Origin of the sequence: Arenimonas sp. (genome assembly GCF_019459675.1) — a bacterium.
In the GTDB taxonomy this organism is placed as follows: domain Bacteria; phylum Pseudomonadota; class Gammaproteobacteria; order Xanthomonadales; family Xanthomonadaceae; genus Arenimonas.
Genome location: NZ_JAIBFH010000331.1, coordinates 1 through 11,698 on the forward strand (window position 1 = coordinate 1; position 11,698 = coordinate 11,698).

Below are 11,698 nucleotides of genomic sequence, written 5' to 3' on the forward strand. Positions count from 1 at the left end.
GCCGCCTCGTCGAAGGCTTGCGCACGCGCCTGCCGTCACCGGAAATCGCCTACTGGATGAGTCCGATCATCGAATTCGGGAGGATCGCCGAATGAAAGCCCACCTGAGCCCGCTGCTTCTGGCCCTGGCCTACGCTGGCGCGCCGCTGGCGCGCCCCGCCGAACTCCCGCCCGCACTGGCGGACACGCTACCCGAGACACACTTGGCCATCGCCGCGATCGACGCCGACCCCGGCGTGCGCCGCGCCCAGGGTGAGCGCGAGGCCGCTATCGCGCGTGCCTCGGGCCGCCACCGCGGCGGACACGAGTGGATCGCCGGTGGCCAGTGGCTGGACCGCGACGCTGGCGACCAGGGAAAGTTCAACGAATGGGAAGTCAGCTTGCAGCGCGAACTGCGCCTGCCCGGCAAGGCCACCGTGGACCTGCGCATCGCCGACGCTGAACAGTCGGTCGGCGATGACCTGCTGGCGGACGCCCGTCACGTGGCGGCGATCAGTCTGCTCGAAGCTTGGTTGGAATGGCTGGCTGCCGAAGAGTTGCGCCGAGTGGCAACGCAGGCCGTGGCCGACGCAGAAACCGACCTCGACGCCATCGCTGCCCGAGCGCGCGAAGGCGATGCCGCGCTGGCCGAGCACGACGCCGCCCTCGCCGCAGTAGCGGCCACGCGCCGCGAGGAACGACTGGCGGAGATCCGCGCGCTGGAGGCGCGGATCACATTGCAGGCGCGCTATCCCGCCCTGCCCCTTCCTGCGGATGCGGCTCCCGTGGCCGTGCCGTCCATGCCCGAACCAGGCTGGCGCCATTGGGGCGAACGGATCATAGCGGTGAGCCACGAGGTGACCCTGGCCGAGGGCCGGGCCGAACTCGAGGCCAACCGCGCCGAACGCGCCCGCCTCGACCGCCGTGCAAACCCCACCTTCGGCGTGCGCGCCCTGTCGGAGCGGGGTGGGGACGAGACGGCGGTGGGTGTGTTCTTTAGCATGCCACTGGGTACCGGCGCCCGAAGCGCGATGGCAGCCGAAGCGGCCGGCCAGGCCATAGCTGCCGAAGCCGATGCCGATGCGGTGCGCATTGAGGTTGGACGACACGCCAAGGCATTGGCGGCCCGCGCTGAAACCTTGGTGGCGGCTTGGACCCTCGCGAAGGAAGGCTTAGACGCACAGCGAAACGAAACTTCGCGCCTCGCCCGCGGCCGCGAAATCGGCGGCGTCGCCTTGGCGCCTCTGCTGGCGGCCCGTCGGCGCGAACGCGAAGCCGCCCTCGCCGAAGTCGAGTCCCGCGCTGCTGCCTACGGAGCGATCGCCCGGCTGTTGCTTGATGCGCACGACTTCTGGATCAATGACGACGGGCACTCCACGGCAGGGAACGCCACGATCGCAGCGCAATGATACGCCGGACGAGCCTGACGTGTTCGCCAAACCAGAGGCGAACTGATGGCGCTTCGCTACTGTCAAGCGCAGCGGGATCAGCGGCGGCTGAGTGCGCTTGTCTGTGGATGCAGCCTGCCTGAGCCGTCCTGCGGAGGCGCTTTCCCAGGGTTGGGGCTGTGCGTTCATCCGTCCAACTGCTAACCCGGCCTGACCGCTTCGACAAGAACGAAGGGGCGACTGGATGCAAAAGCCGACGAAAGGCGGCTTTTGCATATTTGGGGCCCAGAACCGAGGGAGAGATGTGTCGACATCCGTGACCAACGCATCCCAGCCAATTGACTCGGTCGACGGCTACTGGAGTGGCGAACCGGGCAGGCCAGGATTGCCGCCGCTCTGAAGTTGCAACACTGCAAATTTGTCCGGGCTGAAAGAACCGACCCCGATGATGTAGCCACCTCAGTTCCGGGAGCGTGAGCGCGCGCAGGGAAGTAAACTATTGGCTAAGCCAGCAAGCGCCCCTCGCCGGCCTGTTCCTGGGTGCGGCCATCGCGGATGTGATAGATCCGCTTGAACGTCGGAATGATCTTTTCGTCGTGGGTAACGATGATAATCGCTGTACGATACTGCTGCGCCATGCGGTTGAGGATCCGCACCACCGCCAGAGCCCGTTCGCTGTCAAGCGGCGCGGTTGGCTCGTCGGCGAGAATGACCGGCGGACGGTTGATCAGGGCGCGGGCGATCGCCACGCGCTGCTGCTCACCACCCGACAGCTGCGCCGGCATGGCGCTCGCGCGGTGCGCAACATCCAGGGCGCCGAGCAGCTCAACGGCGCGGGCACGCGCTTCGGCATTCGGTCGTCCGGCCAGCATAGGCATCAGCGCCACGTTGTCGGTGACGTCGAGGAAGGGGATCAGGTAGGGCGCCTGGAAGACGAAGCCGATGTTATCGCGGCGCAGCGCGCGCAGATCCTTGATCTTCCACCCCTCATCGTAGATCACCCGCTCGCCCAGCACCATGCGTCCGCCGCTGGGCTCGATCACCGCGCCCAGGCACTTGAGCAAGGTGCTCTTGCCGGATCCGGACGGGCCAATCAGGCCAACGACTTCACCTGGAGCAACCTGAATGTCGACGTGGCGCAGGGCATCGACCGCGGATTCGCCGCTGCCATAGCGCTTGCGCAGGCCCTCGATGCGAATGCCGCCGATCTGGGGCTCAGCCACCGACGGCCTCCGCCGGATCAACCCGCAACGCGGCGTTGATCGCTAGCACGCTGGCCAGAGCGCAGATCACCAGCACTGCAGCCAGTCCGCGCAGGCTGTCGGCATTTTCCAGCAGCACGTACTTGGGAAAGTACGGCGCCCAGATCGTGGCAGAGACTTTGCCCACGGCGAAGCCAATCAGGCCAAGTCCCAGCGCCTGCTGCAGGATCATTCCGGCAATCGTTCGGTTTGTGGTGCCGATTAGCTTGAGCACGGCGATCTCCCGGATCTTGCCAAGCGTCATGGTGTAGATGATGAAGGCCACGATCGCGGCCGAGACGATCGCCAGGATGACCAAGAACATGCCGATCTGGCGCGCCGAGGTGGCGATCAGCTTGCCAATCAGGATGGTTTCCATCTGCTCCCGGGTGTAGACCTGCAGGCGCTGCCAGCGGCGGATCGGCTGCGCTACCTCCTCTGGCGCGAAGTGGCTATCGATACGCAGCAGCACCGCGTTGACGAAATGATTTGATTCCTGCGCGGCGATCATGGCGTCCGCAACCTCCGAGCCGCCGGGGCGATCCAGCACGGGGTTGGCGGCGGTGCGGCGGCGCTGGCCCAGCACGGCGTCGTTGTCCTTCAGGAACTGGGCCTCTTGGGCATCCTTCAGCGGGATGAACACCATCGGGTCACCGCCCGAAGAAACCATCCGCCGCGTCAGTCCAACCACGCGATACTCGTGGCGGCGGATGCTGATGCGGTCTCCCAGTCCGAAACCGGTGGCGATGTCGGCCACCGCTTCGTAGTGGCCGCGAGTGATGTGGCGGCCGGCAACCAGATGGTCCGGCTGGCCCGGGGCGCCGTGATCACCCGGCGCCACGCCCACGACCATGCCGCGCACGTCCTGATCTCCGCGACGTATCTGCATCGTCAGATAGGTGACATTGGCTGCTTGCGCCACACCCGGCACCGTTGCAATGGTGTGAAAGACGTCGTCGGGCAGGCTGGATGGCTCGGCATACGGTCCCAACGTCTCGCGCTGCACCACCCAAAGGTCGGCGCCGCTGTTGTCAAGCAGGGCGCGGGCATCGTCCACCATGCCGCGATAGACACCGGCCATGGTCAGGGTGACGCCGATCAGCAGACCCAACCCAACGCCGGTAAGAACGAACTTGCCCCAGCTGTGCAGGATGTCGCGCCCGGCCAGGCTGATCACGATGCCGGCCCCGCCAACGTTGCCACCTCGCGGATGCGGCTGGTCGCGGAGACCCGGGATGCGCTGTGGAGCAGTATCCGGTCACCGGGCGAAAGCGCGCCTTGCAACTGGACACGGCCCTCAAGGTCCCGCGTCAGTACCGTCACTTCGACGAAGACCAGTCCATCCGGGCCAATTCGCCAGACTCCGAGCGTGCCATCGACACGACGCAGGGCGGCGTTCGGCACGGTTGGCGCGGGGGCTGTCTCGGGCAACAGCACATGAGCCTCGATCCGCTCGCCCAGCGCCGGAAGCGGCAGAGGCCGCTGTGTGAAGATCAGCTTTGCACGAAGCTCCTCAGTTACCGAGTCGGCCAGCGGCTCCACCCGCAACACGCTGGCCGGCAAATGCACCTCGGGGCGCGAGCGCAACACCACGTCCGCCGCAAGGCCGGAACGCAGTCCAGCCGCGCTTTGCTGGTCAAATCGAAGGTCCAGCCACAGGCTGTCCGGGTCTATCAATTCCAGAACGCCCTGCCCTGCAACGGCCGTGCTGCCCGCTTCGGCCAGACGCGCTACCACCAGCGCATTGCTCGTCGCCGTGAGCTGCAGATTGGCGCGCTGCTCGGCAACACCGCCACTCTCAGCCATCAGGCGAGCGACCTCCTCGCCGGCTGCTCGCCGGTTGGCATGGGCAGAAGCAAGCGCCGCCTCGGCCATGTCAAGCTCCTGCTTGCGCGCCTCAGCCGCCTCTCGGCTGACCAGGCCTTCGCTGGCCAGTTGGCGGTAACGCTCTGCCTGTGCCCGCGCATAGACGCGCCGTGCGTTAACTTCTTCGGCCTGCGCCCGCGCCGCTTCAAGCGACGCCGCAGCCCTGGCTACGGCAGACGACTGCGCCTGCATGCGGGCATCCAGATCGATCGGCTCCATCGTGGCCAGCAGCTGCCCAACGGCAACCACATCGCCCACATCCACCAGCACGCTGCCAACACGGCCAGATTGGGTCGGGCCGATCCGGAAGCGGTGCCGCGCCTCGACTGTGCCAATGCCAAACAAGCTGGGCGAGATGCCTCGCGCTTCCACCACGGTGACCGTCACCGCGATCGGCGCCAGTGGCCCGCTGCGCAAGAACACGTACCCCAGGAGCAGGCCCAACAGCGCCAGTCCGGCGATTAGTCCGACCCGATTCCACGACTGTGCCCGGCCGCTCACTGTCGCACCGCGAAAGCGCGCCGCAGTTGGCGGAACAGTACCGGGGCATCTTGCTGCATGCGCGCCACGTCGTCGGCCAACAGCGATTGCATCACTAGCCCCTGGATGCTGCCGATGAAGAGCATGGCGGCGCTTCGGGTATCGAGATCTTCTGCGATTTCGCCGCTGGCCTTGGCAGATTCAAGCAGCCGCACCAGGCGCTCGCCGTACCGGCTCAGCAGGCTCTGGGCTACCGACTTTGCCGGCGTTTTTGCGGGGTTTTGCAGCTGACCGAAAAGCATGCGAGGGATGCCTGGATTGCTAACCACGAAGGCCACGTGCGCCATGAAAAGCGCTTCAAGCGCCTGCAGGGGCGTGGCGGCGCCGGCCTCGGCAGCATCCAGCCGGCACAGCAGGTTGTCCGCCACCCAGTTCATTACCGCCTCCCAGACCGCGCTCTTATTTGGAAAGTGGCGAAATAGCGCACCCTGAGTCAGGCCCATGCGGTCGGCGATTGCGGCGGTGGTGATGTCACCGGGATTGCACTCGGCGGCCAAAGCCACCACGGCTTCGATAGTCGCGGATCGGCGTTGATCAGCGGGGAGGTAAGGACGCGTCTGAATCACGGCATGCCCACAACAAAGTAATTAGTTGCAATCTTCTGCCCGCCACGGCTACGTGTCAACCGGCCGCCTGCTGCATGGCTCCGGCATGCGCAAAGGACTTAATGCAATCGGGAACGCCCCTTGGGCGACGCTGGCCTCCCCTTCAGCACAAAGGCGGCAATCGGCAATTGGGCCACAGGAAGCCGCCGGGTCACGTGACTTAAACCAAAAATGACTCCGGAGAAGCCCTGAAGATTCAAGCGCTTCACCCACGCACTTTCGAGTGTGCGCCCTGGGCAGGGGCCTATCTCCCATACGACATGCTGCCAGCCTGGCAGAAGGCTGCCACTTTTGGCGCTGGCAGATTGGTCCGGTTGGCAGCACCAAAGCGAGGCATCTCCAACGTATTGAAGTCACGAGCCTTTATGTGATGCCAGCACTTGGCACGCATCTTGAATATGTTCTCGGCTAGAAGCGTTGACTAACGCACAGACCCCGAGGGTCTGCCCGGCCAGTCTGATGGGCAAGCATTCGGGCGTTTTTCGCTCAGCGAGAGGACTCGCAATGATTGATCTCCCCGAGGCGCTGCTCTTGGCGCGCGTCCAGTTCGCCTTCACGGTCAGTTTCCACTTCCTGTTTCCGGCCATCACGATCGGACTTGCCAGCTATCTCGCGGTGCTTGAAGGTCTCTGGCTGAAGACCGGGCGCGAGCATTACATGGACTTGTTCCGCTACTGGATCAAGATCTTTGCGCTGGTGTTCGGCATGGGCGTCGTCTCGGGCATCGTGATGTCCTATCAATTTGGCACCAACTGGGCGGTGTTCTCCGACAAGGCCGGACCGATCATCGGCCCACTGATGGCGTACGAGGTGCTAACCGCCTTCTTCCTCGAAGCCGGCTTCCTCGGCGTGATGCTGTTCGGCATGCAGCGCGTCGGCAAGGGCCTGCACTTCATGGCCACGTTGATGGTCGCGCTGGGTACTTTCGTATCGGCGTTCTGGATCCTGTCGGTCAACAGCTGGATGCACACGCCGGCCGGCTTCGCGATCAACGCGGAGGGGCAGTTCATTTCGGCCGGCAGTTGGCTGGCCATCATCTTCAACCCGAGCTTTCTCTATCGGTTGGCACACACCTTGTCGGGTGCCTATCTGACCACCGCGCTGATTGTCGGCGGGGTGGGCGCGTGGCACCTGCTGAAGGACCGCGGCAACCCGCGAGCGCGGCTGATGTTCTCGATGGCGATGTGGATGGCGGCGATCGTCGCGCCGCTGCAGATCCTGCTGGGCGACCTGCACGGTCTGAACACGCTGGAACACCAGCCAGTAAAGGTGATGGCAATGGAAGGCCACTACCAGAGCCACCCAGAGGGCGCGCCGCTGATTCTGTTTGGTATTCCGAACAGCGCCGAGAACCGGGTTGATTACGCGATACAGATACCAAAAGCCTCGTCGCTGATCCTCAAGCACGACCTGAATGCGCCGCTGGCTGGACTGGACACCGTGCCCGAGGCAGATCGACCGCCGGTGGGTACCGTGTTCTGGGCCTTTCGCATCATGGTCGGGCTGGGCTTCCTGATGGCGCTTTTGGGAGCGTTGAGCCTGCTGGCACGCGCCCGCGGCAAGCTCTACGAGTGGCGTTGGCTGCATCGGTACGCGCTGCTGATGGGCCCTTCGGGGCTGGTCGCAGTACTAGCGGGCTGGATCACCACCGAGGTGGGCCGCCAGCCCTGGACCGTTCACGGTCTGATGCGTACCGCCGAGGCGGCCTCGCCGCTGGCCGCACCGGCCGTGGCGGCGTCCTTGCTGGCCTTCATAGTCGTGTACTTCGCGGTGTTCGGTGTCGGCGTGATCTACATCCTGAAGCTGATGGCCAAGCCTCCGTCGCTGCATGAACCGGCGGTGCCAAACATTCCCGAGCGCGCTGCAGGCATCACGCCTGCAGTGGCACTGCGGCCCGATGCACTGGCCGCCGAGTGAGGACGCGATCATGACTATCGACCTGAGTGTCATCTGGGCCCTGATCATCTTCCTGGCCGTGTTCATCTACGTGGTGCTGGACGGTTTCGATCTCGGCATCGGCATCCTGTTCCGGCGCTTCCCGGTAGGCCACGACCGCGACACCGCAATGAACAGCATCGCGCCCGTATGGGACGGCAACGAGACCTGGCTGGTGATGGGCGGTGGTGGGCTACTGGCAGCGTTCCCGCTGGCCTACGCGGTGATTTTTTCATCCCTGTATGCACCGATCATCGCCATGCTGCTGGCCCTCGTGTTCCGTGGCGTGGCCTTTGAGTTCCGCTGGCGCGACCCCGCCCATCGCGGCTTCTGGGATCTGGCCTTCAGCGGCGGCTCGCTGCTGGCGGCGCTCTCGCAAGGCGTGGTGCTGGGGGCACTGCTGCAGGGCGTTGCGGTCCAGGATCGTGCCTACGCCGGCGGCTGGTGGGACTGGCTGACGCCGTTTTCGCTGCTCACCGGGGTCAGCGTGGCCATCGCCTATGCGCTGCTGGGCGCGACCTGGCTGGTGATGAAAGCCGAGGGACGGCTGCAGCAGCAGGCACGCGACATGGCCTGGTGGCTGGGTGGGGCCACTCTGGTGGCTATCGTGGCCGTCAGCGCTGCCACGCCGTTCCTTAACGCCGCCTACTTCGACACCTGGTTGCGTTGGCCGGGTTTGATGGCCGTGGCGCCGGTGCCGGTGCTGGTGGCGTTGGCCAGCGTGGCCTTTGTGCGCAGCATGAGCGCGAAACGCGACGTCGCCCCCTTCCTGCTTACGCTGGGTGTCTTTCTGCTTTGCTTCATTGGCCTCGGCATCAGCGTGTATCCGTATGTCGTGCCCGGCGCCGTCACCCTCTGGGAGGCCGCGACCGACCACAGCAGCCAGGTCTTCATGCTCTGGGGTACGGTCGTCGTGTTGCCGATGATCCTGGGCTATACAGCCTGGTCGTACTGGGTCTTCCGCGGCAAGGTGAGCGCAGACGGGTACCACGCATGAAGCGGCGCGCGCTCGGTTGGCCGACCGTCGCAGCGCCACAACCGGGTGCGCCGCTGCCACCGCTGTGGCTCCGCCTGGCCTGGGTGGCCGGCATCTGGGCCGCAAGCGTCGCCCTGCTGCTAATGATTGCCCTGCTGCTGCGGTTGCTGCTGAGGCTGTAGTGGATAGTTGCCGGCAGGGTCGCCTAAAGCAACCCGAGCGCCTTCAGGCGCCGATACAGGGTGCGCTCGCTCACCCCGAGGTGAAGGGCCAGCTCCTTGCGCGTGCCGCGCGCGCTCTGGGCCAGATCCCTGAGCGTGGCATCGTCCACCTCGTGGCGACGGCTCGCCGCTGCCGGCGCCCCTGCGGGCACCACCGGCGGCGGCGCGCTGGTCGTCAAGGATTCCGGAAGGTGCTCGACGCGCACCACGCCATCGTCGGCAAACAGCCGGGCGCGATCGAGCACGTTGCGCAATTCACGGATGTTGCCGGGCCAGCGGTAGGCCTGCAGCACTGCCATGGCCGCTGGTGCCACGACCGGCGGATGATGATGGTTTCCGCCGCGCTGCAGAAACGAGTGCACTAGCATCGGGATATCTGCCGCCCGTTCGCGCAGCGGCGCCAGATGAATGGGGAAGGCGCTGATGCGGTAGTACAGGTCCTGCCGGAAGCCTCCATCGGCCACCATCTGCTGCAGCGGCTTGTGGGTGGCGGCGACCAGCCGGAAGTCGGCCTGCTGGGTCTCGACCGACCCAACGCGGCGAAACGTACCCGACTCGATCAGCCGCAGCAACTTGACTTGCATCGACAGGGGAACGTCGCCCATCTCATCCAGAAACAGCGTGCCGCCCTTGGCCGTTTCAACCAGGCCGGGCTTACGCGCATGAGCGCCAGTGAACGCGCCTTTCTCGTAGCCAAACAGCTCGCTTTCGAACAGGGTTTCGGTCAGTCCCGAGCAGTCGACCACGACGAAGGGTCCGTCCGCGCGCGGACTGGCCTCATGCACCGCGCGGGCAAACAGCTCCTTGCCGGTGCCCGATTCGCCCAGCAGCAGGACCGGAAGCATCGAGGGCGCGACGCGCTGCACCGCCGACAGCGCGGCAATGAAGGCCGGGGCTTGGCCCACCAGACCCTCGGCGCTCGCCCGTGCCGAAGCGCTGCGTACTGTAGTCAGTCTCTCCACATAGGCGACCACCTCACGCTCTGCGTTGAGGATTGGCCGCAATTCGACATCCACATGCTCGGGTCCACGCGGTGTGTGGTGGATATGCAAAACGCGGTCCGGCCCCTTCATCTCGAGGGCCCGTTTCATCGGGCAGTGCTCGCCGGCTTGATCGCACGGCACGTCGTAGCGGTGCGATACGCGGTAACACTTGGCACCGATGTACGGTTTGCCAACGGTGCCAAACTGGCGCTGGTACGCGGTGTTTGCAGCCAGGATGTTGTAGTCCGGGTCGAGCACGATCATCGGCTGCGATTCGTGTTCGAGGTACGAGAGCAGCGCCTGCATCTGAGCAGGTGCCTGCGGGTTGGCCAGCGTCGCAAGTGGGAGCGCGGCCTCGCGGGTCGATTCGTAAAGTGTTTTCACGTCCCCATTATGCGCGTCCGCCCCTCCGACTGCCAAACACTGCCAGTGAGCTGCCGCCGCGGGCAGCTGAAGCTGGCAGTTCATCCAGCGTCTCTGTGTTCTTTGCTTCTTGGCGGATTACAAAAGACTTTACAACCAACACGTTACACGAATGACCACGTCAGGTGGAAAAGTGGCATGGATTTTGCTTGCCGTTAAAGAACGTTCGCTCGATGGCGGTCGCTTGGTTCTAGCCACTACCGGAGTCCACACGTGAAAAGAAACGAAGGCAACCTCGACCGCGGACTGCGGTTCGTTATCGGCGTGACATCCATCGGCATGGCCGCCACTGGCGTCATCGGCATGTGGGGTTATCTCGGCGTGGTGCCGCTGCTGACTGCTGCGATAGGCTTCTGTCCGCTGTACGCCGTGCTGGGCATCAATACCTGCCCGGTGCGCCGGTGAGCCGCCAGGGCAAGCCGAGCGTGGACACTCTCGGCACACTGCAGGTCGAGGGCTATTTCGATCCGGCGACTTCCACGGTGAGCTACATCGTGCTGGATCGTGCGACGAGGCAATGCGCACTCATCGACACCGTGCTCGACTTCGACCCGAAGTCCGGTCGAACCTCGCATGCCAGCGCCGAACTGCTGATTCAGCGCGTGGTTGAGCTCGACGCCAAGGTGCAGTGGATTCTGGAGACGCATGCGCACGCTGATCATCTTTCAGCGGCCCCCTACCTGAAGCAGACACTAGGCGGGGAATTGGGTATCGGCCAACACATCACCGCCGTGCAGCAAGTGTTCGGAGACTTGTTCAACGCCGGAAGTAATTTTGCTCGCGACGGTCGCCAGTTCGACCATTTGTTCGCTGAAGACGAGTCGTTTTCTATCGGCAGTTTGCGCGTGCGCGCCATGCACACCCCGGGCCACACCCCGGCCTGCATGACTTACGTCGTCAGTGACGCCGTGCAGACCGTGGCTTTCGTCGGCGACACCCTGTTCATGCCGGACTACGGCACCGCACGTTGCGACTTTCCTGGTGGGGATGCGCGCACCCTGTATCGCTCGATCAATAAGGTGCTGAGCCTTCCACCTGAGACGTTGCTGTACATGTGCCACGACTACCAGCCCGGCGGCCGCGAGGTGGATTTTGTCAGCACGGTCAGGGAACAGCGTGAGGCAAATGTGCACGTACGCAATGGCATCAGCGAAGAGGAGTTTGTGGCGATGCGCCAAACCCGCGACGCCACTCTGGCCATGCCTACCCTGATCCTGCCATCGGTGCAGGTGAACATGCGTGCCGGCGAGTTGCCAGAGCCGGAAGAAAACGGCATCAGCTACCTAAAAATTCCCCTGAACGCGAGCTAGCAATCCACTGCATGAATGCAGCGGTTGACGCGACTGCTCTCGGAACTGATTGCTTCACGGAGTTTCTTTGCTTATGGACATTCGTATCCTCACCGATGAGCTTTCGGTATCGCCGCAGGTCTTGCCGCCGGACCTTGAGGCCATTCGGAATGCAGGTTTCAAGGCTATCGTCTGCAACCGGCCGGATGGCGAAAGCGCTGACCAACCCAACTTCGGCGAGATCGAACGTGCG

General features: G+C 64.5%; 12 protein-coding genes. 7 read left to right on the forward strand and 5 right to left on the reverse strand.

Annotated elements, in window-relative coordinates; all coding sequences use genetic code 11:
• Positions 1-91 precede the first annotated feature (91 nt).
• On the forward strand, positions 92-1,387 hold the full coding sequence (locus K0M70_RS11100) for a TolC family protein (protein WP_290781922.1): 1,296 nt from the start codon (positions 92-94) through the stop codon (positions 1,385-1,387).
• 482 nt (positions 1,388-1,869) lie between these two features.
• Here K0M70_RS11100 and K0M70_RS11105 read toward each other — a convergent pair whose 3' ends face one another.
• Genes K0M70_RS11105 through K0M70_RS11120 form a run of 4 tightly spaced genes read right to left on the reverse strand, consistent with a single transcriptional unit; the run spans position 1,870 to position 5,576 of the window.
• Positions 1,870-2,589: an ABC transporter ATP-binding protein gene (locus K0M70_RS11105; RefSeq protein ID WP_290781923.1), complete on the reverse strand. Its 720-nt coding sequence runs from the start codon at positions 2,587-2,589 to the stop codon at positions 1,870-1,872.
• A complete protein-coding gene (locus K0M70_RS11110; protein WP_290781924.1) occupies positions 2,582-3,784 on the reverse strand; it encodes an ABC transporter permease in 1,203 nt (400 codons plus the stop codon). The genes K0M70_RS11105 and K0M70_RS11110 overlap by 8 nt, the downstream gene beginning before the upstream one ends.
• Positions 3,781-4,917, reverse strand: coding sequence for an efflux RND transporter periplasmic adaptor subunit (locus K0M70_RS11115; protein WP_290781925.1), 1,137 nt, complete (start codon positions 4,915-4,917; stop codon positions 3,781-3,783). The genes K0M70_RS11110 and K0M70_RS11115 overlap by 4 nt, the downstream gene beginning before the upstream one ends.
• A 53-nt stretch (positions 4,918-4,970) precedes the next feature.
• Complete coding sequence (locus K0M70_RS11120) at positions 4,971-5,576, reverse strand: TetR/AcrR family transcriptional regulator (RefSeq protein WP_290781931.1); 606 nt, start codon at positions 5,574-5,576, stop codon at positions 4,971-4,973.
• Between the two features lie 546 nt (positions 5,577-6,122).
• Between K0M70_RS11120 and K0M70_RS11125 the strand changes: the two genes are divergently transcribed.
• Genes K0M70_RS11125 through K0M70_RS11135 form a run of 3 tightly spaced genes read left to right on the forward strand, consistent with a single transcriptional unit; the run spans position 6,123 to position 8,711 of the window.
• Positions 6,123-7,535, forward strand: a complete 1,413-nt coding sequence (locus K0M70_RS11125) for a cytochrome ubiquinol oxidase subunit I (RefSeq protein WP_290781926.1) — start codon at positions 6,123-6,125, stop codon at positions 7,533-7,535.
• A 10-nt stretch (positions 7,536-7,545) separates the two neighbouring features.
• Positions 7,546-8,550, forward strand: a complete 1,005-nt coding sequence (gene cydB, locus K0M70_RS11130) for a cytochrome d ubiquinol oxidase subunit II (RefSeq protein ID WP_290781927.1) — start codon at positions 7,546-7,548, stop codon at positions 8,548-8,550.
• Positions 8,547-8,711 (forward strand): DUF2474 family protein, encoded by a 165-nt coding sequence (locus K0M70_RS11135; RefSeq protein WP_290781928.1) that lies wholly within the window; start codon positions 8,547-8,549, stop codon positions 8,709-8,711. Before cydB ends, K0M70_RS11135 begins: the two co-directional genes overlap by 4 nt.
• A gap of 23 nt (positions 8,712-8,734) precedes the next feature.
• Here K0M70_RS11135 and K0M70_RS11140 read toward each other — a convergent pair whose 3' ends face one another.
• Positions 8,735-10,039 (reverse strand): sigma 54-interacting transcriptional regulator, encoded by a 1,305-nt coding sequence (locus K0M70_RS11140; protein ID WP_290781932.1) that lies wholly within the window; start codon positions 10,037-10,039, stop codon positions 8,735-8,737.
• Positions 10,040-10,369: 330 nt separating this feature from the next.
• Here K0M70_RS11140 and K0M70_RS11145 point away from each other — a divergent pair, with 330 nt between their 5' ends.
• The 3 genes from K0M70_RS11145 to K0M70_RS11155 form a co-directional block, all read left to right on the forward strand.
• The gene (locus K0M70_RS11145; RefSeq protein WP_290781929.1) at positions 10,370-10,561 is read left to right on the forward strand and encodes a DUF2892 domain-containing protein; all 192 of its coding nucleotides are present in this window, start codon (positions 10,370-10,372) and stop codon (positions 10,559-10,561) included.
• A complete protein-coding gene (locus K0M70_RS11150; RefSeq protein ID WP_290781930.1) occupies positions 10,558-11,466 on the forward strand; it encodes an MBL fold metallo-hydrolase in 909 nt (302 codons plus the stop codon). Before K0M70_RS11145 ends, K0M70_RS11150 begins: the two co-directional genes overlap by 4 nt.
• A gap of 73 nt (positions 11,467-11,539) precedes the next feature.
• Positions 11,540-11,698, forward strand: a 159-nt coding sequence (locus K0M70_RS11155) for a sulfur transferase domain-containing protein (protein ID WP_290781933.1), incomplete at its 3' end; no start/stop codon positions are given.